General features: G+C 71.5%; 25 protein-coding genes. 8 read left to right on the forward strand and 17 right to left on the reverse strand.

Annotation, left to right across the window (positions count from 1 at the left end):
- Nucleotide 1: 1 nt before the first annotated feature.
- The 7 genes from PVE36_RS15995 to PVE36_RS16025 all read right to left on the reverse strand — a co-directional run bounded on the left by PVE36_RS15995 (nucleotide 2) and on the right by PVE36_RS16025 (nucleotide 4,831).
- Nucleotides 2–694: a hypothetical protein gene (locus tag PVE36_RS15995; RefSeq protein ID WP_277453714.1), complete on the reverse strand. Its 693-nt coding sequence runs from the start codon at nucleotides 692–694 to the stop codon at nucleotides 2–4.
- A gap of 190 nt (nucleotides 695–884) precedes the next feature.
- Nucleotides 885–1,136, reverse strand: a complete 252-nt coding sequence (locus PVE36_RS16000; RefSeq protein WP_277453715.1) for a hypothetical protein — start codon at nucleotides 1,134–1,136, stop codon at nucleotides 885–887.
- Complete coding sequence (locus PVE36_RS16005) at nucleotides 1,136–1,828, reverse strand: prepilin peptidase (protein WP_277453716.1); 693 nt, start codon at nucleotides 1,826–1,828, stop codon at nucleotides 1,136–1,138. The genes PVE36_RS16000 and PVE36_RS16005 overlap by 1 nt, the downstream gene beginning before the upstream one ends.
- 4 nt (nucleotides 1,829–1,832) lie before the next feature.
- A complete protein-coding gene (locus PVE36_RS16010) occupies nucleotides 1,833–2,378 on the reverse strand; it encodes a hypothetical protein (protein ID WP_277453717.1) in 546 nt (181 codons plus the stop codon).
- 19 nt (nucleotides 2,379–2,397) lie between these two features.
- Nucleotides 2,398–2,847, reverse strand: coding sequence for a hypothetical protein (locus PVE36_RS16015; protein ID WP_277453719.1), 450 nt, complete (start codon nucleotides 2,845–2,847; stop codon nucleotides 2,398–2,400).
- 5 nt (nucleotides 2,848–2,852) lie between these two features.
- A complete protein-coding gene (locus PVE36_RS16020; protein WP_277453720.1) occupies nucleotides 2,853–3,479 on the reverse strand; it encodes a hypothetical protein in 627 nt (208 codons plus the stop codon).
- Nucleotides 3,479–4,831: a hypothetical protein gene (locus tag PVE36_RS16025; protein ID WP_277453721.1), complete on the reverse strand. Its 1,353-nt coding sequence runs from the start codon at nucleotides 4,829–4,831 to the stop codon at nucleotides 3,479–3,481. Before PVE36_RS16025 ends, PVE36_RS16020 begins: the two co-directional genes overlap by 1 nt.
- 211 nt (nucleotides 4,832–5,042) lie before the next feature.
- Between PVE36_RS16025 and PVE36_RS16030 the strand changes: the two genes are divergently transcribed.
- Complete coding sequence (locus PVE36_RS16030; RefSeq protein ID WP_277238242.1) at nucleotides 5,043–5,261, forward strand: biotin/lipoyl-binding carrier protein; 219 nt, start codon at nucleotides 5,043–5,045, stop codon at nucleotides 5,259–5,261.
- 33 nt (nucleotides 5,262–5,294) lie between these two features.
- On the opposite strand, the gene PVE36_RS16035 is transcribed toward PVE36_RS16030, so the two are convergent.
- From PVE36_RS16035 to PVE36_RS16065, 7 genes are all read right to left on the reverse strand, one after another.
- Complete coding sequence (locus PVE36_RS16035; protein WP_277453723.1) at nucleotides 5,295–6,347, reverse strand: FHA domain-containing protein; 1,053 nt, start codon at nucleotides 6,345–6,347, stop codon at nucleotides 5,295–5,297.
- A 13-nt stretch (nucleotides 6,348–6,360) separates the two neighbouring features.
- A complete protein-coding gene (locus tag PVE36_RS16040; protein ID WP_277453724.1) occupies nucleotides 6,361–7,137 on the reverse strand; it encodes a protein phosphatase 2C domain-containing protein in 777 nt (258 codons plus the stop codon).
- Nucleotides 7,134–7,601, reverse strand: a complete 468-nt coding sequence (locus tag PVE36_RS16045) for a hypothetical protein (RefSeq protein WP_277453725.1) — start codon at nucleotides 7,599–7,601, stop codon at nucleotides 7,134–7,136. Before PVE36_RS16045 ends, PVE36_RS16040 begins: the two co-directional genes overlap by 4 nt.
- Before the next feature lie 92 nt (nucleotides 7,602–7,693).
- Nucleotides 7,694–9,163, reverse strand: coding sequence for a CCA tRNA nucleotidyltransferase (locus PVE36_RS16050; RefSeq protein ID WP_277453726.1), 1,470 nt, complete (start codon nucleotides 9,161–9,163; stop codon nucleotides 7,694–7,696).
- 52 nt (nucleotides 9,164–9,215) lie between these two features.
- On the reverse strand, nucleotides 9,216–9,605 hold the full coding sequence (locus tag PVE36_RS16055) for a hypothetical protein (protein WP_277453727.1): 390 nt from the start codon (nucleotides 9,603–9,605) through the stop codon (nucleotides 9,216–9,218).
- Entirely contained in the window at nucleotides 9,605–10,132 is a 528-nt protein-coding gene (locus PVE36_RS16060; protein WP_277453729.1) for a hypothetical protein, read from the reverse strand. The genes PVE36_RS16055 and PVE36_RS16060 overlap by 1 nt, the downstream gene beginning before the upstream one ends.
- Before the next feature lie 23 nt (nucleotides 10,133–10,155).
- On the reverse strand, nucleotides 10,156–10,533 hold the full coding sequence (locus PVE36_RS16065; RefSeq protein WP_277453730.1) for a hypothetical protein: 378 nt from the start codon (nucleotides 10,531–10,533) through the stop codon (nucleotides 10,156–10,158).
- Nucleotides 10,534–10,556: 23 nt separating this feature from the next.
- On the opposite strand from PVE36_RS16065, the gene PVE36_RS16070 reads away from it, so the two are divergent.
- Nucleotides 10,557–10,751 (forward strand): hypothetical protein, encoded by a 195-nt coding sequence (locus PVE36_RS16070; protein WP_277453731.1) that lies wholly within the window; start codon nucleotides 10,557–10,559, stop codon nucleotides 10,749–10,751.
- A 308-nt stretch (nucleotides 10,752–11,059) separates the two neighbouring features.
- Here the strand turns inward: PVE36_RS16070 and PVE36_RS16075 are convergent, their stop codons facing one another.
- From PVE36_RS16075 to PVE36_RS16085, 3 genes are all read right to left on the reverse strand, one after another.
- Nucleotides 11,060–11,341: a hypothetical protein gene (locus PVE36_RS16075; RefSeq protein ID WP_277453733.1), complete on the reverse strand. Its 282-nt coding sequence runs from the start codon at nucleotides 11,339–11,341 to the stop codon at nucleotides 11,060–11,062.
- A 56-nt stretch (nucleotides 11,342–11,397) separates the two neighbouring features.
- Nucleotides 11,398–11,844 (reverse strand): hypothetical protein, encoded by a 447-nt coding sequence (locus PVE36_RS16080; protein WP_277453735.1) that lies wholly within the window; start codon nucleotides 11,842–11,844, stop codon nucleotides 11,398–11,400.
- 134 nt (nucleotides 11,845–11,978) lie between these two features.
- On the reverse strand, nucleotides 11,979–13,376 hold the full coding sequence (locus tag PVE36_RS16085; protein ID WP_277453736.1) for a hypothetical protein: 1,398 nt from the start codon (nucleotides 13,374–13,376) through the stop codon (nucleotides 11,979–11,981).
- 296 nt (nucleotides 13,377–13,672) lie between these two features.
- On the opposite strand from PVE36_RS16085, the gene PVE36_RS16090 reads away from it, so the two are divergent.
- The 6 genes from PVE36_RS16090 (at nucleotide 13,673) to PVE36_RS16110 (ending at nucleotide 20,983) form a co-directional block, all read left to right on the forward strand.
- On the forward strand, nucleotides 13,673–14,155 hold the full coding sequence (locus tag PVE36_RS16090; RefSeq protein ID WP_277453737.1) for an NUDIX hydrolase: 483 nt from the start codon (nucleotides 13,673–13,675) through the stop codon (nucleotides 14,153–14,155).
- A complete protein-coding gene (locus PVE36_RS16275) occupies nucleotides 14,128–14,505 on the forward strand; it encodes a DUF6049 family protein (protein ID WP_346780600.1) in 378 nt (125 codons plus the stop codon). The genes PVE36_RS16090 and PVE36_RS16275 overlap by 28 nt, the downstream gene beginning before the upstream one ends.
- Nucleotides 14,502–16,175, forward strand: coding sequence for a DUF6049 family protein (locus tag PVE36_RS16095; protein ID WP_346780601.1), 1,674 nt, complete (start codon nucleotides 14,502–14,504; stop codon nucleotides 16,173–16,175). The genes PVE36_RS16275 and PVE36_RS16095 overlap by 4 nt, the downstream gene beginning before the upstream one ends.
- Nucleotides 16,172–17,863 carry a murein biosynthesis integral membrane protein MurJ gene (murJ, locus tag PVE36_RS16100; RefSeq protein WP_277453739.1) on the forward strand — a complete coding sequence of 564 codons (1,692 nt, stop codon included), beginning with the start codon at nucleotides 16,172–16,174 and terminating at the stop codon, nucleotides 17,861–17,863. The genes PVE36_RS16095 and murJ overlap by 4 nt, the downstream gene beginning before the upstream one ends.
- Before the next feature lie 91 nt (nucleotides 17,864–17,954).
- Complete coding sequence (locus PVE36_RS16105; RefSeq protein WP_277453741.1) at nucleotides 17,955–19,976, forward strand: hypothetical protein; 2,022 nt, start codon at nucleotides 17,955–17,957, stop codon at nucleotides 19,974–19,976.
- 263 nt (nucleotides 19,977–20,239) lie between these two features.
- A complete protein-coding gene (locus tag PVE36_RS16110; protein WP_277453742.1) occupies nucleotides 20,240–20,983 on the forward strand; it encodes a hypothetical protein in 744 nt (247 codons plus the stop codon).
- The last annotated feature ends 81 nt before the right edge of the window (nucleotides 20,984–21,064 follow it).

The raw sequence follows: 21,064 nt of genomic DNA on the forward strand, positions 1-21,064 counted from the left end.
ATCACTCCGTCCGGTCGAAGGCCCCGACGGCGTCCTCGAGGACCTGCGGGTCGGGGTGGCCCTTGAGCGCATAGGAGGTGAGCGCGATCAGGGCATGGTCGTCGCTCATGAGGACCATGTCTGTGGTCGGCCCGGCTCCGGTGGTCGCCGTCTGGCGCCACGCCACGGCGTTGGCCGGCAGTCCCTTGACCTCCACGGGCTCGACGTCGAAGCGCACGGTCGGACTGTCGGCCCTGTTGCCCTTGGTCTCGTACGACGTACACCCGGGAAGAGATGCCTTCAGGTCGCGGACCACTGCCGCCGGCGTCGTGGCATCGGAGTGGATGCGCACGTGCTGGGCGAGGAAGGGGCCCAGACCCCCCTGCGAGAACCGGATGGCACCACCGTCGACCGGCTTCTGCGGCTCGATGTCGACCCCGCACACGAGCTGCTTGAATCCCGGGCCGGGTGGTTCGCTGTCCCGCCACGTCCCGGGGAGGTCCTTGCTGGCGATGAATCGGTCGGCCACCGGACGGTCGTCCTGGCTGCTGGCGGGTGACGACACCTCTGACGCGGCGGGCGCACTGCCGGCTTCCTCGGGCGCGGGCTCGTCCCCGCACGCACTCAGGCCGAGCACGAGCGCACCCACCGCCACCAGGGCAACACGTCGTACTCCGGGCACCGCTCGTGCCCTGCTGGTGGCTGAGAGGCCCATGTCATCGCTCTCCTTCGATCCCGGGCGACCCCGGTAGTGCGTCCAGATCGAAGGTAGAAGGGCACGAACCGCCTGCACAGGGCGCTGGGGCCCGGTTGTGGGCCCCGCTCGCGGTGGGACCACGGGCCCACGACAGCCCGGGCGAAGGGGGGCGCGCCCCCGTCAGCACCCCTGCGGGAGGCGGTACTGGCTACAGCAGGGCGACGACCAACGCTGCGAGACCGAGCAGGGCCGACAGACCCCCGGCCACGGTCGCCCAGCGCCGTCGGATCAGTCCGGCAACGGCCAGGACCACCCCCGGGACGGCGAACAACGCCATGCGCTGACCTTGGGCCGACTCCTGGAGTGCAGCCGTGGTCGGCTCGATATAGAACCCCTTGAGCAGCGCCCAGGCGCAGATGACGAGGTTGAGCACGAGGGCGAGTGCGGGGACCGATCGCATCAGATCTCCGGGACCAGGTGGCCGAGGGCCGGGGCGACGAGGACGAGCAGCGTGCCGGCGACGAGGTAGGGGCCGAAGGCCAGGTGGGACTTGCGTCCGGCGCCGGTGAAGACCACGAGGTAGACCGCAGCCACCGCGGCGAGGAGGAAGGCGACGATGGACCCGAGCAGGACGTGCCCCCAGGACAGGTGGCCCAGGAGCATGCCGAGGCTGGGCGCGAGCTTCGCGTCGCCCAGGCCCATGCCCGCCCCGCCACCGATGAGCACGAGGATCAGGTAGAACCCGCCGAGCGCCAACCCGGCCAGCAGGGCTCGCACCCAGGCGTCGACGTCGTCGGCCACGAGGGCTGCACCGAGAAGGCCGACCATCACCCCGGCCACCAGCGGGTAGGTGATCATGTCGGGCAGGCGGAAGACGTCGATGTCGATGGCACCGAGGACGACGAGGGCGATGGCGGCCACTGACTGGACCGCCACGAGCGGGAGCTGGTCCGGTCGCGCGAGCACCAGGAGCACCGGAAGCAGGGCGCAGGCGGGGACCACCCAGCCCACCCGTCTGGTCCGCAGCTCGAGCTCGTCCTCGTAGCGGTACGCCTGCGAGCGCAACCACCGGGAGCACCACAGTCCGACCGCACCTCCGAGGAGTGCCGCGACCCCGATCCCGGGGAGCACGTCGTCGCTCATCGAGACCATCCCCTCATTGTCGGATCGTCCACCCGGCGATCAGGGCCGGGACACCCATGACGAGCCCGAGGACTCCCGCTCCGAGGGCGACGAGTCCGACGGTCGTGGTGGAGCGGCCGAAGGTGGACTGCTCGGACAGTGCCGCGGGCGTCAGCGTGTCGCCGGGGCAGGTCAAAGTCGCCGGCTCGGACCGCAGCTCGATCTGCGTGAACGGGTGCCACGTGGTCCCCTCGACGGTGATCGGATCCCCGAGGGCGAAGTCGAAGTTCCCGACCCGGGTCCCGCTCGCGACGTCCCCGTCGTCCTCGATGAGCTCGCAGCCCAGCCTCCGCGGCGAGTCCGTCGCGGGTTCAGCGGTGTAGACCATCACCGACCCACCGAGGAGCCCGGAGGCCGGGGGGACGGCCGTCTTCGGCCCCTCGGTGACCGTGAGACGGACCGGCTCGTTGCCCTGTGCGAGGGTCACGCCCCCGACGATGATCGAGGCGACACCTCCGATGACGAGGGATGCGCCGGCGACGAGCAGGACGAGCTTCAGGACCGACGAGAACCGTGTCATGGAGGTGCGCGTGACCCGACTACCGCAGTCCGGAGGTGTCGATGCGCGCGTCGGTGATCTCCGGCAGGGACCGGACCACGACCACCACCACGACCATCCACACCAAGGCGTCCACCGCCCATGCGAGGGCGCCCTCCCACCCGAAGGCGGTGGCGATCAGCGCCTTGCCGCTCCACGCGGCAGGCAGGAGGACGTACGCGACCAGCCCGGCGACGAGCCACAGGGTTCGCGGTCCGCCGCGCGACCACCGGTACCCGGTGGTGAGCACCAGGATCACCGACCCGAGGACGAGGACGGTGCGCACCACTGCACCGACGGTGACGCTCAGGGCCATGATGCCGATGATCGACCCGACGATGCCGAAGATGGTGGCGGCCACCACCAGGGCCACGCAGGTCAGGACGGCGCCGACCACCCGGTGGGTCGTCCAGGTGCGTGTCGTCGGCGACGGATGGAGATCGTGGACCACGCGCGTCACGCCCCCTTGAAGGTCGACAGGATCGTCGGCAGCTCGCTCTGCTCGAAGGTCTCGGCGTCACCGAGGGCGACGACGTTGAGGATGAGGTCGGGGTTGATCTGGACCATCAGCTGCCACGTCTCCCGGCGCTGGCCATCTGCGCCGCCGACAGGGTTCGTCCACTGGACGAGGACAGCCTTCTCGGCGCCCGGCCAGGTGACCTCGGAGCGCGCCACCTCCTCCTCGTTGTTGACCGACTGCATCTCCTCCAGCACGAAGGACTGCTGGATGACGTCCTGCTTCGGCTTCACGTCCCGCAGGACCGCCACCCGGTGCAGCGAGGTGTCCTCGCCCTCGGCACGTGGCGCGTCGAAGACGTAGGCCTTGGTGCCGTTGGCGGCGGTGGTGATGTCCTCCTCGAAGGAGCCGGGGACCCCGATGGTGAAGTCCGGCCCCTCGACGGTGCGCCACTGCGAGGAGATCGCGGTCGGGGTCACCGGCGGTGTCGGTGTCCCGGTGGGCTGCATCTGCGACTGCGAGGGGTTCACGTTCTCCTCCTCCGGCTCGTCGGAGGACGAGCACGCAGCCATGGTCACCACGAGGGCCGTGGTCACGGCCACGAGACAGCGGTGGTGGCCGGACATCAGCCACCTCCTGCAGCGCTGGCACCAGTGCAACTCGTCCATTCGGACATCTGCGATCCGTCCCAGTATTGCGCATCGGTCAGGTCGATGGTCTGGGTGGACACATCCACCGCACCTGCCAGCGCGATGGGCCCGGCCTTGCCACCGCTGTTGCCCGCCAACGGAGTCGAGCTGGCCATGTCGTAGCCCTGCTGGGTCAGGTTGCCGGTCTGTCGGACCCGGTTGAAGTAGTTCAGGTCGGCGGGGACCGTCGCCGGCAGCGCGGCCGCTGCGGTGACGCCACCGACGGACTTGACTCCCTGGCTGGCGAGGAAGGACCAGCCGGCGACCTGGTTGTCCTCGGAATCCATGGGCAGCGAGGTCTGGAAGACCGTGGACCGCCCGGCCGAGGTGTCGATGTACGTGCCCTCGTACTCCCCGGTGAAGGCTGCGGCCGCCACGCCGTTCCCCTCACCGGAGGCAGTGACCGTGGCATCGACGGAGCTCACCTGACCATCGGGATCCACCGTGACTGCTGTCACCATCTCCATGGAGCCGTTGATCGCACCGCCCGTGAAGTCGATGCCCTCCGTGTCCACCCCGAGAGTCTGCAGCCCGGCCTCCCCACTGACCTCGGACGACAGGTAGAAGGTCTTCGAGCCATCCTTGGACTCCCGGTATCCGAGGGCCTGGGCGGTACTCACCCCGGCGTTGGCCTTCCCGAGACTAGCCGCCTGGGCCGACGCGTTGACCGAGAACCCGCCTTCGTAGAACGTCTCGTCCGCTTCGGGCAGGGGCTTGGTCAGCCCGGTCCCGTCCGTCACCTTGTCGGTCAGCCACCGCACGGGCCCGGACTCGGCCACCAGCTCGTCCTTGGCGACGTCGGCGATGTGGGCCTCCACCACCTCGCGCAACTCGGCCTCGTCCTCGGCGTGGTAGACCTCACCCTCGGTGATGGACAGGCCGGCTCCCACGTCGGCCGACGCCTGGTTGCCGACCGTGCGGTCGGCGACGGTCAGCGACGTGCCGCCCCCCACGCCGAGTTCGACGCCGGCGCCCTCGCCCTTACTGAAGGTCAGCCGGTAGGTCCCGTCGCTGAGCTGCTCGACCTGGAACTGCCGGCCGTTCTCCAGGGTGACCACGGAGATGGAGACCTGGCCGTGGACGTTGCCGGAGGACCCGGTCACGGTGCAGGGATCGGTCGGCTCGGGTCGCTTCGCGGTGTCCTCACCACCACCGGACCCGCACGAGCCCTGACCGAGGTTGAGGATGGTGCACACGGCCTGGCGAGCGCTCTCCGCGACCGGGGTGCGCTGGGTGAGCACGACGACGAGGGCACCCACGAGCATCGCGGAGACGACGATGATGCCCACCCGTTCGAGGCTGACCGCACCTCGCTCATGGCGGTACCGCGTCCACTCCCGGCTCATCCATCCCCCTGCTGGTCATGACCGCTACCGGGATCTCCGGCAGAACTGGCGCGCCCCCATGTAACCATCACCCCAGTACCCGCGTCTTGGGCCCGAGGGCCCGGATCAGGGCCCAAGGACGGGATCCGACGCGTGGACCCGTAACCTGTGTGCCATGGGTCACAGGATCGAGTCCGAGCTCGTCGCGAACGTCATCTCCGTGCACGTCACCGAGGGGCAGACGGTCGCCGCCGGCGACGAGCTGGTGCTCCTGGAGTCGATGAAGATGGAGATCCCCGTCCTCACCGAGGGCCCCGGCCGGATCGCCGAGGTCAAGGTCACCGCCGGCGACGTCGTCCAGGAGGGCGAGGTCCTCGTCGTCATCGACGACTGACCACCCGCCGGGCGAAGGGGGCCGGTTGCCCGGTCAGTCCTCGTCGCCGAGGACCACCGCGACCTGACCGGCGAGGCGGATCGTCGTCCCGGGCTCGATCTGCTGCGGCTCGCCCGGAGACATCCGTCGCGACGGCCCGTGGGGAGCGCTCAGCGTCGTGCCGTTCGTCGAGCCGAGGTCGCGGACCATGACCTGCGAGCCCTCCGGATACACCTCGACGTGGCTGCGGGAGATCTCGTTGTCGGGGCTGGCGACCCGCACGAGGTGCGGCTGGCCGGTGGCGCCGATACCGGCGCTCGCCCGCGGGGCCCGACCGATCAGGACACCACGGTCGAGCTCGACGACCTCTCCGGTCGGGAGGACGAGCCGCCCGGATGACCGCGGCGGCTCCGGCTCCTCCTCGTCCGCCGTCTCACCCACGACCGGCAGGACACCCGTCGACGGGCCCGACCGGCGAGCGGCCACGTCGTCCCTGGCGTGGGCGGCGTCGTCGCCGGAGGCATCATCGGCGTCAGGGGGAGAAGACGCATCATCGGCGTCACCGAAGTCACCTGTCCCGGCGACCCGGGCACCCACGAGATGCCCCTCGACGAACTGCGGACGGCTCGGTGCCTGCGCCGCGGGGGGGCCTTGCGGCGCCATCTCCGGGGAGACGGCGGCCGGGGCCATCGACTCGGGGGTCGAGGTGGGCTCCGCCGGCGCCGGCTCCGCCGCAACGGGCTCCGGCTCCCCGGTGGAGAGCACGGCAGTCGCGGTGTGCTCGTCGAGGTCCTCGTCGATCCACGGTGCCCGGGCAGGCGCGACGACCTCACGGGTGGTCCCGTCGTCAGCGGTGAGCAGCACCCGGGCCGCGCCGCGCACGAGGACGCGGTGATCGCTCTCGTCGACGATCGCGAAGTCCGGGGCCCGGCGCACGCCACCGCTCGTCAGCTCGTCGGTCAGCACGTCAGCACGGGGGTCGTCGCCGTCGGCCGCGAGGGCCGAGGTGAGGCGCTCGCGGAGGGTGTCATCCCCCTTCGCCAGGACGTGGACGCCCTCCCGGGTGATCTCGACCCAGCCGTCGCGGCCCTCGGTCCTCGTCTCCATCGTCACTCCTTCGTCACCGGTCGCCCGCGAGTTCCGCGTCGACGTCAGCGTCGTCGAGGGCGACCACGACGACGCTCACATTGTCCCTGCCCCCTGCGGCCACGGCAGCACGGACGAGCTCGTCCGCCGCGTCGCGGGGCTCGGGGTGTGCCTGCAGGATCGCACGCACCTGCTCGTCGGCGACCTCGTTCGTCAGGCCGTCACTGCACACGAGGAACCGCTCGCCCGGGGTCAGGGGGACCACCCAGAGGTCCGGGTCGTGCGCCAGCGGCGCACCCAGGGAGCGGGTGACGACGTTACGGGCCGGGTGCACCTGCGCCTCCGCGGCGGTGATGATGCCCGCGTCGACGAGCTCCTGCACCTCGGAGTGGTCGACCGTGACCCGGCCGAGGTCGTCGCCCAGGAGCCGGTAGGCCCGCGAGTCCCCGACGTTGAAGACCGCCCACTGCGCGCGGTCCTCGTGGGTGACGAGGACGAGGCCGGTCGCGGTGGTGCCCATCCCCCGCTGCTCGGGGTGGGCCGCGACGGAGGCCAGGATGCGTTCGTTCGCCTGCAGGACCTGGCCGGTGACCTCGGCGGTGGTGAGGCCGTCCCGGCCGACCAGCTCGCGCATCGTCTCGACGACGATCCCGCTGGCCACCTCTCCTGCGGCGTGCCCGCCCATCCCGTCGGCGACGACGAAGACCGTGCCCTCGGCCAGCACCGCGTCCTCGTTGTGGTCACGGACCCGGCCGGTGTCCGTGGCGCTGCCGAACCGCAGGCGCCTGCCCACCTCGCCCGGGGTGCTCACGGGTCCAGGTGGAGCGAGTCGATGATGCGGTCGATGACGGCGCCGTCGGCCTCGCGCCGCGACCCCGCGAAGGAGCCGGTCACCTGGACGACGTCGAGCACGTCCTGGCGCTGCTGCGTGGCGAACCAGTGCGTCTGCGCCACCGTGCCCGCCTGCGGGTCGACGAAGGAGACCTCGGCCCCCACGGCGGACCGATCGTCCAGCTCCCGGGTGCGCGGCCCGTCGACCTCCCCGCGCTGCCGCTGACCGGCGTACTCCCCGAGCTCGGCCATGATCTCGTCCGTGCCGAAGGGCGCCAGGCGCTGGTAGTGCCGCACCACGAGGTTGGCGAGGAAGTGGTCGGTCCCCTGCGCGTCGTCACGCAGGGCGACGAGGGTGTCCGGCGCCCACACCTGGATCCAGCCATCGGGCATCTCGAGGTGGAGCCGAGGCGGCCCGGGCACGACCGGGCTCGGGTAGGTCACGGTGGGCACAGTTGCTCTCCTGGCTGACGAAGGGGGGGTCCCCGGGTCTGTCTGCCCCCAGCCTGCCACTTGGCGGCGTCGGGGTGGACGACTCAGCCCCGCTCGGCCCACCACGCGCGCAGTCGATCGGTCGCGGCGTCCTTGCCGATGGGGCCCTCGTCGAGGCGGACCTGCAGGAGGTAGCGGTAGGCCTGCCCGATCTCGGGGCCGGGCGGGATCCCGAGGACCGCGCCGATCTCGTTGCCGTCGAGCTCGGGTCGCACGGCGTCGAGCTCCTCCTGCTCCAGCAGGCGCTCGATCCGCTCCTCCAGGTCGTCGTAGGCGCGGGCCAGACGGGCGGCCTTTCGCTGGTTGCGCGTGGTGCAGTCCGCCCGGGTCAGCCGGTGCAGCCGCTGCAGGAGGGGGCCCGCGTCGGTGACGTAGCGCCGCACGGCCGAGTCGGTCCACTGGCCGTCGCGGTACCCGTGGAAGCGCAGGTGAAGCTCGACCAGACGGGCGACTTGCTTGGTCGTGTCCTTGTCGAAGCGCAGCGCCTTCATCCGCTTGGCGGTCAGCTTCGCACCGACGACATCGTGGTGGTGGAAGGAGACCCCGCCGCCGGGCTCGAAGCGCCGGGTCCGTGGCTTCCCCACGTCGTGGAGCAGGGCGGCCAGTCGCAGCACGAGGTCCGGGCCGGGCACCGGGTGCTCGTCCTCCCGATCTGGGCCCGGGTCCGCAGCGCCTTCCAGGTCGATCGCCTGCTGCAGCACCGTCAGCGAGTGCTCGTAGACGTCCTTGTGCCGGTGGTGTTCGTCGATCTCCAGACGCAGTGCGGGCAGCTCGGGGAGCATGTGGTCGGCCAGCCCGGTCTCGACGAGCAGGCGCAGCCCGGCGACCGGGTCCGCACCGAGCACGAGCTTGACCAGCTCGTCCCGGATCCGCTCCGCGGAGACGATGTCCAGGGTCGCGGCGGCCTCGGTCATGGCTGCGGTCACCTCGGGGGCAGGAACGAGCCCGAGCTGGGAGACGAATCGCGCCGCCCGCATCATCCGCAGCGGGTCATCGGTGAAGGAGACCTCGGGCGTGGACGGCGTGCGCAACCGCCCGGCCGCGAGGTCGAGCAGGCCCCCGTGCGGGTCGACGAGCTCGAGGTCGGGCAGGCGCAGCGCCATCGCGTTGACGGTGAAGTCGCGCCGGACGAGGTCGTCCTCGAGGTTGTCGCCGAAGGCGACGACCGGCTTGCGGGTTTCCCCATCGTACGCGTCGGCGCGGTAGGTGGTGACCTCGACGACCATGTCGCCCCGGCGGGCGCCGATCGTGCCGAACTCCCGACCCATGTCCCAGGTGGCATCGCCCCATGCGGCGAGGATCCGCTCGCTCTCCTCCGGTGCCGCCGACGTGGTGAAGTCGAGGTCCCCGCTCGTGCGGGAGAGGAAGGCGTCACGGACCGGGCCACCGACGAGGGCCAGCTCGTGTCCCCCCTTCGCAAATGCCGTGCCGAGCTCGGTCAGCAGCGGGATCACCGGGGCCAGCTGAGCCACCGCGGCGCGCAGGACCTCGGGGGGAAGAGCAGGGGTGGACATGGGGACCTAGGCTACGCGGATCCGGGGTGCCGCCCCGCACCCGCCGGGTGGGCTACCGCAGTCGTGCGACCGGGTCGCGACGTGCCCGACGACGGACGACGGGGGCGAGCGCCGTGACCGCCGCGTGCACGGCAGCGAGCACGACCGCGACGACGACCCACCCGAGGACGATCCGCAGCAGGTAGCCGGAGGGGACGCTCTCGACCATCCACAGGCCGACGGCGACCACCGTGGCGACCGCCGCACCCGCCGCCGTCACCAGCCGCTCGGGCAGCTCGTCCTCGGGACGCGACCACGCCGCGAGCGCGCCGCCCACGAGACCAGCGGGCAGTGCCGAGACGAGTGGAAGGACGAGGAAGAGGCGCTGCACGAGGATCATCGTCACGGCGCTGAGGACGGCCGCGACGAGGACCGTGCCGACCCGGCCGCGCAGGCGGCTCATCAGGGCTCCCCACCCTGGGTCCTGGTGAACCGCAGGCTGTCGATGATCGACTGCACGACGTCACTCTCGAGGGACCCTCCCGTGAGGGCGATCGCGGCGGTGGACGGGTGCGGCCACTGTCCTGCGATGACCCAGGCGCCCTCCCTCCGGGCGCCCTCCTCCGTGTAGGTGAAGTCGGCCCGCATGGACGTGTCGGCGCCCTCGACCTCGACGTCGGGCTGGTGCACTCCACCACTCCGGTAGCCGGGCAGCTCCATCGTCGCCGGCAGGTCCAGCCGGCTGTACGCCGCCGACGCGGTCGGGTCCTCGCTGAAGGTCCCCGAGATCTGCAGCTCGAGGCCGTCGCCGACGAACCTGCGGTCCCACGTCCCGCGGGCGTCCTGCTCGGTCCACCCGGCGGGGACGGTGACGGTGAGGTGCCCGGCCGTCACCTCCCGGGCGCCGCCGCCGGCGTCGTCCGACCCGGAACACCCGGCCACCGCGAGCACGAGTCCCGCCACCATCACGTCACGACGTCGCGGCGTCATCGTCGGTCCTCTCCCCACGCGCATCACCCTACGCACTCCGTGTAGTCGAGCACCGGCCGAGTCCCGTCCGACCGCGGGGCGCCCAGGAGGCTCGCCTCGGTGATCGTGCTCTCCTCGGATGCCATCGTGAAGTCGGCCCCCAGCGCCATCCCGAGCTTGATGTTGAAGCCGAACTGGGTCACGTCGCCGACCTTGTCGTAGGCCATGGAGGTGCTCGTCGCCCGGTCGAAGAGCAGCTGTCCGAAGGGGTCGTCCGGGTCTGCCTGTGACGCGTCCAAGGCACTCATCGGCAGGGCGCCCGGCCACTCGTGGTTGCCGGTACCACCCAGCCAGTCGGTGACGATGCCCTGCTGCTCGGCATCCTCCGGGTCCACCGCCAGGGTGATCTCGTTGACGACCACGTCCGGTCGCCCCCAGCCCGTGGGTGGTCATCTCCACCTCGGTCATCGAACGCGTCCTGCCCGTCGCCGAGATCCCCAGCTCCGCCTGGACGTCACCGGTGACCCTGACCCCGGTGAAGCTCGTCGAGGGAACCGGCGGCGGATCGGCTCCCAGCAGTGGCCTGGGCATGCACGTGCCCATCGCACACGCCGGGTGGGTCATCGCCCACTGGTCGTAGAGGTAGTCGTCCAGCTGCTCCCGGAACTGCTCTGCCTGGTCCGCGTCCTCGAAGGTCCACGTGCTGCCAGAGTCGAACTCGACCCCGCCGCCGAAGTCGATCCTCGCCCCTGCCTGCCCGGTCCCCCAGGAGGCGTCCGCGCCAAAGCCGCCCGTGGCACCCAGGCTGCCGCCGTCGGTCGCCGTCATCGTGACCGTCCGTCGCTGCGGTGGCGACGAGGCCGGCGTGCGGTCGTCCTGACGAGCACGGTTCCGACTGAGCGGGTACCCGCTGATCAGGACGGTGTCCGACGTCGGCGACTCGAAGGGTCAGGCCTCGTGCGGAGTCCTCAGCCTGAGTACCAGCGCAATCGCCACGCCCGTTGCCACGAATGTTGCGAGCACCCGGGGAGCGACATGGATCAGGTTGTCCGGGATGTCGGCCCAGTAGGACAGCAGCACCACGACGACAGCGACGACCGACGCCGTCAAAGCCCGGCGTGCGACCCAGGCACTCGCCGCACCGATCACCACTCCCACCAGGATGTAACCGACGAAGAACTGGGTTCCCAGCGAGGACGGGTCATCGATCCACAACGTGGTCGCCACCACGAGGACCAGCGTGAGCCCTCCCGCGACGATCGCCGTCGCCAACGCCAGAACGGCCCTCACGAGGCGTCGGCATCCAGCGGCTTGCCGTCCTGGTCCACCCGTTCCTCCGAGTGTTCGTAGACGAGAGAGTCCTTGACGTGACTGATCAGCTCGGTGTCCGCCCCGGTGCCAGCGATGGCGACGGCGACCGTGGTCGCTGGTTGCGTCTGCCCGACGATGATCCAAGCCCCCTTCGCCGTGTCCCCGCCATCGGCGTAGGTGAAGGTCTGGATCAACGCTGAGTCGGCGCCATCGACCTCGATGTCCCGCACCTCGCCGGGCTCCCAGTCGTCCAGGCCCAGGGTCGAGGCCAGATGCATGCGGCCCAGGGCGGACGAGATGATCCGTGAGTTGTCGAAGGGGTCGGCCACTTGCACGCTGACATCATCCCCACGCACGGCTGTCGTCCACCTCTCTCCGGAGCCCTCGTCCTCCGTGAACTCCTCGGGCACCTCCAGGCTCAACCGATCACCCTCGAGCTGTTTCCACCCCTCAGTCGGAGCGTCGGAGCAGGCAGACGCCATCCCCACGCTGATCAGGGCCGCAGCGACGGCCGCAGCGGATCGGACTCGGTCTGAGCGCATTTCTGGCTCCTCGTTCACGGTAGGCAATTGGTGTCGCGAACCATCTCACGCGTACCCCCAGACGGCGCCCCAAGGTACCCGGCGTAGACGGCCTCCGAGTCGCTCGACGATGAGGAGAAGTCGAACCCAAGCTTGACCCCGAACTTCACCTCGGCCGCCAGGCCCTTGGTGTCGGTCACCCCTTCACGCGTTATGGCCGAGACCGCCGCGCGCTCGTGCATCAGCTGGCTGAACGGATCGGACCCGCGCTGTGCCGGATTGACCGCCCCCATCGGCATCACGCCGGCCCACTCGTACCCGCTGCCGTCACCGCCGAGCCAGCCTTCGACCACCGCCATGTCCTCCTGGTACCCGGGTGCGTCCGGGTCGAGAGTGAGCTTGGTCTCCGTCACGGTCGCCGTCGTGGACTCGCTCGAGGCGAAGACGGACCCCGACCCCGAGTTGGAGTCGTCATCGATGCCGTCCTTGCCGCCGACATCGACACTGTTCCCATCGACGACGGCGCCCTCGTTCGTCGTGACGATGGCGATATCGGTGACCCGTCCCCGGGCGTCCTCGGTGATGGCCAGGCTCATGCCGTGGGTGTCGCCCAGTCCGAAGTCCTCGGCCCAGATGTCCGAGCCGAGTTCTGGAGTGATCGACATGTCCACGGTGTAGGTCCGGCTGTCGTCCTCGGTCGTCTCCGTCCCGTTCGTGCTCGTCGTCTGGATCCAGTGCGCCTCGGGGTCCACGGACCCGGCGATGGCGTTCAGCTGCACGTTGGGTCCCGACCCGTCCGCGTTCCCGGTGGCCTGGAAGCCCACCTGCCCACTGACGTCGGCGGTGACACCCATGTCGCGGGACACCGAGTCCGGCGGTGGTAGTGGGTCGAGCGGGTCGATGGCGTCGGCGATGTTGAGGCCGGTACGGGACGGACCGCGGTGGTGCTCTCGGGTCCTGTGCTCCTGGAGCAGCTCTTGGAACTCGTCCGCCGACTCCGCGTCCGGGAAGGTCCAGGTGTCGCCGGCAGCAAAGGAGTAGCCCCCACCGAAGTCGATGGACGCACCGAGCTCCAGTCCACCCCCGGTCCGGAGCTCCGCACCCGCACCGGACGAGACCCCCAACTGGCTTCCATCGGTCGCCGTGAGACTCACGCTTCCGTCACTCATCGTCTGGCGCGCCAGACCCGCGTTCTCGCCGAAGTCGACGATGCCCACGGAGACGACCGAGCTGATCTGGCTGCCGGACTGGGTCACGGTGCAAGGCCCCGGCTGGTAGTCCACGTCCCTGGGCGGGCCCGCCTCATCTCCCGCGCCACCGCCGGAACACCCGAGTTCGGTTTGCAGGACCTGCCCCACCGCACGGCAGGTGGCGGCACGCACATCCGCCCCGGCGGGGCTGATCGCCAGGACGATCGCGGCCACGACGATCATGCCGACGTACTCGACGCCAGACGCACCGCGCTCGGTGTTGTGGGCGTGCCCCCCCCATGTGGATCCTTTCGCGGACGGCGCCGGCCGGGCCGACCCTCTCGTGCAGCGACACTACGAAGGAGGCATCGGCGACAGAAGGGGCCACGGGCCCGACGTCAGCCATCCCGGTGGGTCCACGGGCCCACTGCGGGCGTGCGCCCCTGCGACCGCGGCACGACGGCGAAGGGGGTCACAGTCCGATCGAGGCTCTCGCACCGGCACCCTCCCGTTGCAGGTGCGATGGCTACAGTGACCACATGAGTCACCCCGCCCCCGCCTCCGGATCGCAGCGGCGTCTGCCCGCGGTCGAGGAGCGCAGTGCGGGTGGGGTCGTCGTCGACATCCACGAGGGTGACGCCCGGATCGCCGTCATCGCCCGGCGCAACCGAGCCGGACGACTCGAGTGGTGCCTGCCCAAGGGCCACATCGAGGGTCAGGAGACGCTCGTGGAGACCGCGGCCCGTGAGGTCGCGGAGGAGACCGGCATCGAGGCGCGGGTGCTCGTCGAGCTCGGCACGATCGACTACTGGTTCGCCACCCCCGACCGACGGATCCACAAGTTCGTCCACCACTACCTCCTCGAGGCGACCGGTGGCCACCTGACGATCGAGAACGACCCCGACCACGAGGCCGTCGACGTCGCCTGGCTGCCCCTGCGCGAGGCGCACCGGCACCTGACCTTCCCCAACGAAAGACGCATCGCGAGGGAGGCGTGGCAGCGGCTCGCCGGCGACGCCTGAGGCTGACCAGCATCGCGACGCTGCTCGCGATGCTGGTCCTGCTGCCCTCGGCCGCCGCCACACCCCTGTCCCCGGGGGAGGACTCCACCGAGAGCGAGCTGACCATCAGCTCCATCACCCCCGTCGTCGACGGGGCGAGCACCGGCCGGGTCGACGGCGAGCTGACGAACACCACCGACGAGACACTCGTCGCCCCGGAGGTCTCGCTGGTCGGTCGGGCCGCCTCGGCCGACCGCGACGACATCGCGACCTGGGCCGAGGAAGCGATCCGATCGCCAAGGATCCCCGGGCCACGGCCACCCTCGAGGATCTCGAGCCGGGCGAGTCCGCTCCCTTCACGATCGAGGTGACCGCCGATGAGCTCGCACCCGGGCTCACCGCGGGTGCGGCCTGGGTGAGTGTGCAGACGCCGCGGGCCGCGGTGCACACCTTCATGGGGGTGCACCGGAGCAAGGAGTACGTCCCCATGGACATGGTCTGGGGGGTGCCGCTGCTGCTCCCGACCGAGGAGGGGCTCTTCGGCGAGCCCGGCGCCGACCGCACGCAGGCGTGGGAGGACACCGTCGGTCCGGACTCACGACTGTGGGAGATGACCGAGGAGCCCCCGGCCGAGGACGAGGTGTGGATCCTGGACCCCAGCCTCCTCTCCCTTCCGCCGGAGCCGACCGAGGACACCGGTCAAGAGCTCAGCCGGGCCCTGACCGCCGAGCGGGACATCCGGGCCGAGTGGGCGAGCCGGGTCCGCTCGGCCCTGGACCCCGCGCGCACGATCGTCCTGCCCTTCGCCGACGCCGACGTCGCAGCTGCCGCCCGGTCGAAGGCCGTCGCCGACCTCGTCGCCCCGCAGGTCGAGGAGGGCGTGCGATCAGCCGGCCTGCTCAGCGACGCCCACGGGGACATCCAGTGGCCGAGCGACGGGGTCGTCACCGAGCGCCGGACCACGGCGCTCGACCGGCTCCAGCCGGGGTCCACGACGCCGACCCTGCTCACCGACACCTCCGCCATCGCTCCCGGGGGGTTCACCCCCACCGGCGCGACCCGCGCCACCCACGGGGCCGGGCTGCTCGTGGCCGACGACTCCCTGTCCACCCTCGCCGGTGAGGTCTCCTCCCCGGAGACCGCGACCCTCGCGCGGCAGCGCCTCGTCGCCGAGACCTCCGTACTGCTCGGTGAGCGCCCCGGCACGCCCCGGTCACTGCTCGTGGTGCCCGGTCGCGAGGGCCTCCCCTCCCCGGAGGACTACGACGAGCTGCGATCCGTCGTGGACGAGGTCCCGTGGCTCGAGCGGGGCAGCTTCACGGCCATGCTCGACCAGGTCGACGAGGCGCCCCGCGACGCCGTCCCGCGGACCGCGCAGCAGATCGAGCGGGCGACCGGGGAGATCGCGCCACCCGTGCTGGACAGGACGGTGGCCGCCCGCCTCGCCGAGGACCGACGATCCATGTCGACCTTCGCCTCCGTCCGCACCGACGGTCCGCTCTGGAAGCAGAGGGTCGGTGCGGGCCTGGACCAGCTGACCTCGTCCCGGTGGCGTTCCGACGTCTCCTCCTTCGACGGTCTGTACGACTACCTCCACGAGGAGGTCGGCCTCACCCGGGACGACCTCGTCGTCTCCTCAGGAGAGGTCAACTTCTTCGCCGACACCGGCCGTCTGCAGATCACCATCGTCAACCGGACGGACGTCGAGCTGAACAACCTCGACGTCAGGGTGGAGTCGCAGACTCCCTCCTTCCGCATCCAGGAGCCGTCCAAACCCCTGACCATCGGCCCCGACGGGCGGCAGAAGGTCACCGTGCAGGCCACCGCACTGGCCGCCGGGCAGACTCCCGTGCACGTCGTCGTCACGACACCCGACGGGCAGGCACTGACCGACCGGGCCACCCTGACGGTGCGGATGCGACCCACCGGTGAGGCCGTCTACTGGGTCATCGGCGGTCTCGCCGTCGCCCTCCTCGGTGCGGGCACCTGGCGTAGCCTTCGCCGTCGGAGGACGCCGACCGTGAGCGAGGACAGTGCATGAGCGAGCCGCCCAGCTCCCCCACGCCCGACCGCGACAGCGAGGACGTGACCCCGGGGACGAAGGTGGAGGCGCCCTCGATCATGCGCTCCAGCGCGATCATGGCGGCCGGCAGCCTCGCCTCGCGCATCCTCGGCCTGGCCCGCAACACGATGACCATCGCCGTGGTCGGGCTGAACCTCATGCCCTCCGACGCGTGGAACGCCGCGAACACCCTGCCCAACATCTTCCACCTGCTCCTTGCCGGCGGAGTGCTCAACGCGGTGATCGTCCCGCAGATCACCAAGGCGCTGCGGCACGAGGACGGCGGCGTCGTCTACATCAACCGGTTGCTGACCCTCGCGGTGACCGTCCTCGCCGGCGTGACCCTCGTCCTCACCCTCGCCGCCCCGCTCCTCGTCTCGCTCGTCGTCTCGAGCAGCTGGGACGGGGAGGCTCGCGGGCTGGCGACCGCCTTCGCCGTGATCTGCCTGCCCCAGGTCTTCTTCTACGGCCTCTACACGCTCCTCGGCCAGGTGCTCACGGCGCACAACCGCTTCGGCATGTTCATGTGGGCCCCCGCGCTCGCCAACGTCGTCGCCATCGCGGGCCTGTCGTGGTTCCTCCTGACCGGTGTCCGGCTCAAGGCGCCCGTCTCGGAGTGGTCGCCGATGATGATCGGGGTCCTCGGCGGGTCGGCGACACTGGGCATCGCCCTGCAGGCGCTCGTGCTCATCCCGCCGCTGCGCGCCACCGGGCTGCGGTTCCGTCCCGTCTGGGGCATCCGTGGCAGCGGCCTGGGCTCCGCCTCCCGCATGGCCACGTGGGCCTTCGCCGCGGTCTCCGTCGGTCAGCTCGGGTACTTCGTCAACTCCCGCGTGCTCACCGACGCGACCAAGCGGGCCACCGAGGCCGGTATCGAGGGCGCGGGCCTGACCGCCTACGCCAACGCGTACCTGCTCTTCATGCTCCCGCACGGCCTCGTGACCGTCTCGCTGGTGACGGCGCTGTTCACCCGCCTGTCCCACGCGGCCCACGACCGCGACACGGCGGCCGTGACCGCCGATCTGCGCAGGGGCATGACCATGCCCGCCGTCCTGCTCATCCCGGCCACGGCCGTGGTCGTCCTGCTCGCCCCCTACGTCCTCGCCGCGATCCTGCCCGGGACCGACCGTGCCGCCACGAACGCCTCGGTCGGCGTCCTCGTGACGATGATGCTCGGGCTCGTGCCCTACGGCTGGTTCTTCCTCGTGCAGCGCGCCTTCTACGCCTACGAGGACGGGCGCACCCCCTTCGCCCTCCAGGTCGTGGTCACGCTCGTGGCGGTCTCCGTCACCCTCATCGGCAGCACGCGACCTGCCGAACACGTGGCCACCTGGGTCGGTTCCGGCCAGACCCTGTCCAACCTCGCCGCTGCGCTCATCGGGCTGTGGCTGCTCCGACGCCGCCTCGGTCGGTTGCGGCTGGGCCGGGTCGTGCGGCAGAACGTGCGCCTGGTCGTCGCGACCTGCATCGCCACCGCCGCCGGCTGGGGGGTCCTGCAGCTGCTGTCCGGCCCGGTCGCCGCCGAGACCTGGCTGGGCTCGCTCATCATCTGCCTCGTCGTCGGCTCGCTCGTCCTCGTCGTCACCCTCGCCCTGGCCGCCAGACTGCGGGTGCGCGAGGTCACCGAGGTCCTTCAGCCGCTGACGCGACGCCTCGCCCGCGGTTGACGCGCCCGGGCGGCTCCCGGAGTCCGGGCCGATGTGGATCTAGGATGGCGCGGCAGGCCAGATCATCGACGAGAGGGACACCGTGCACGGGGTGAACCCGGGGACCGAGCTCGGTCGCTACACGCTCGACGCGCAGATCGAGACGGTCTCCAGCGGCGAGCGGTGGACCGCGCGCGACACAACGCTCGATCGCGACGTGATCCTCCTGGTCATGCCCGCCGACGAGACGCGGACCGCTGCGGCGCTCGACGCCGCCCGCCGGGCGGCCGGGATCGAGAGCGCCCAGCTCGTGCGCATCCTCGACGTCGGGACCGAGGGGCCGCTCGCCTACGTCTGCGAGGAGGGCATCGACGACCCCACCCCCTTCGCCACGATGATCGGTACGAAGGGTGTGCCCGCCGAGGAGGTCCGCCGGATCACCGGTGAGGTCGCCACCGGGCTCGAGGCCGCGCGCACGCGCGGCCTGCACCACCTCGCGCTCAACCCGGAGTCGGTGCTGCTGACCCCGGACGGGCGCATCAAGGTCCGCGGGCTGGCCACCACCGCTGCCCTCGCCGGCATCGAGACCGAGGGGGAGGACGCCGACCGTGACGACGCCACCGGTGTCGTCGCCCTCGCCTACGCCGGCCTGACCGCCACTTGGCCCCTCGAGACACCGTCGGTCGTACCCGCCGCCCGCCGTGGCGAGCACGGACCGCTGCCCCCGTCCCGGATCGCCGTCGGTGTCCCCGGTGACCTCGACACGATCTGCCGCGAGACCCTCGGCGAGGACGCCGGCCCCGACTCGCCGGGTGACTACGCCGCCCAGGTTGCCCCGTGGGCGCGCATCCCGCTGGCCGGCTCGGTGCGCACCACCCCGCAGACCCGGGCCGCCGCCACCGACATCGACGACCAGGGCGGCGAGGCGGCACCCGCTGACGACCCGGCCCCGACGTCGCCGGCCGTCGGGGCAGCAGCCGCCGGCGCAGTCGGTGCAGTCGGAGCAGCCGGAGCAGCCGGAGCAGCCGGAGCGGCCACGGGGGCCGCCGCGGCCGAGGGAGCGGGCGAGGCAGCGGACGAGACGCCCTCCGCCACCTCCGCCACCGACGACGCCGACGACGCCGACACCAACGAGATCCCCCGGTACCGCGAGGACACGGCCCCCACCGCGGTCACGCAGACCGACCACACCGACGACGACGCCCGGAACACCACGGGGGAGACCCAGGGGAACGGTCGGACCGCGGCCACCGCCGCCGCGGCGGCCGGCGCGGTCGGAACCGGGGCGAAGGTCATCGGCGACCGCCTCGGCAAGGCCTCGAAGAGCGCTGCCGAGCGCTCGCGGGAGAGACTGCACGAGACGCGCGCCCGCCGCGAGGCCATGCGTGAGGACCGCAACAGGCACTCCTCCCTCGGCGCGGCCCCCGTGTCCGCCGAGATCGAGCCCCCGGCGCCGCTGCTGCCCGCGGACGCCGGACAGGCACCCAGTCGCGCGCAGTCCAACCTCGTCCTGCTGATCGTCGCCGCTTTCGTCGCCGTCGCCTGCGTCTTCGGGGCGATCGGCACCGCGCAGATCGGTGACGGCAGCGAGCTGGGCGAGATCTTCGCGGGCGACGGGAGCACGCCCGAGCAGGCGGCCCCCACCGAGGAGCCGTCGGGCTCTGAGGGCTCCGCCTCGCCCGACTCGTCGGGCGGGGACGCGAACGACGAGCCCATCGGCGTGATCAACGCGGCGGGGTACGACCCCTCCGGGGACGGCGTGGAGCACAACGCCGAGGCCGCGCGGGTCTACGACGGCGATCCCGCCACCGTCTGGACCACCGAGGGCTACGAGACCCCCGACTTCGGTGGGGGCAAGGCCGGCGTCGGTATCACGGTCGACCTCGGTCAGAGCCAGGAGATCAACACCGTGACGTTGGCCCTCCCCACGAGCGCAAACGCCACGGTCTACGCGGGTGATGCACCGGCCAGTTCCGGCACCGAGGTCGGCACGACCGACGGCCGCACCGGCGAGGTCGCCCTCGAGACCTCCGACCCGGTCCCGGCCCGGTACGTCACCGTCTGGTTCACCTCCCTGGTCCCCGACGGTCAGGGCCGCCACCGGGCGTCGCTGGGCGAGATCACCATCCAGTGACACGTACGGGGCCCTCGCACCTCCACGCGCTCGACGAGCGGCTGCTGCTGCATCGGCACACCGGGGGTGACGAGAAGGCCCGCCGGGGAGCGACCTCCCACCACGCTGACACGACCGCCGTGCTCCCGTGACCACGCCGTCTCGGCGCCGGGTCACCAAGGCATTGCTGCCATGCTCGGGAGGACCGGGTTCGCCGCGACGGGAACCCTGGAGCAGTCCACGACGTCAGACACTACGGCCATCACGGGACGAAGGAGGTGGCCATGACCGACGACCAGGACCCGACCGGCATGAGTCACCTGCTTGCCGGACTCAAGGAGAGCGGACCAATGCCCGACGACCTCAGCGACCGCATCCGAGCAAGTCTGGAGCAGGAGCAGACGGCCCGCAGGGACCCGAGCCGGGACGACGGTGCCTTCTGGTCGGAGATGGACTCCGATGAGCGGCGGCCGGCGCGGCGCCGGCATCCGGCGGGACGGTGGGTGCTGGGCATCGCGGTCGCCGCGGTCCTCGCCCTCGGCGTCGGGGGCGTCCTCGTCCTCGGCTCGGACGAGTCCGACGAGACGGACGGGGCGTCCGGTGGCCCCACCACCAGCGCTCCCGCGGACGAAGGGGGCGACTCCCCCTCCTCCTCCGACGGCTCCGGGTCCTCCGGCACGCCCTCGCAGGTCCCTGCCTTCGCGATCACGCACACCGAGACCGACTACTCCCGGGCGAACCTGCAGGAGAAGGCGGCGGATCTCGAGGCCGACCCACGCGGCGCCCCCGACCTGACGGACGCGAGCCTGCTCGATGGCATGGACACCGCCGCGGCGGCCAGCGACTGCCTCGCCCGCCTCGGACAGCCGGAGCTGCAGCCCGTCGTCCTCGACGTCGCCACCTTCGACGGTGAGGACGGGCTCCTGCTCGTGGCCGAGGAGGCGCCCGAGGGCAAGGTCCGGGCCTGGGCGGTGACGACCGGCTGCGAGCCGATCTGGAAGGAGTCCTTCCCGGTTCGCGAGGAGTGATCCGCGGCCGCGGACCGGGGGTGGGAACAGACGCGATCTACGATGACGTTGTCACAGGCAGACCTCGCCGGGACGGGATCC

The sequence above is a fragment of the Janibacter sp. DB-40 genome, assembly GCF_029510815.1.
Classification (GTDB): domain Bacteria; phylum Actinomycetota; class Actinomycetes; order Actinomycetales; family Dermatophilaceae; genus Janibacter.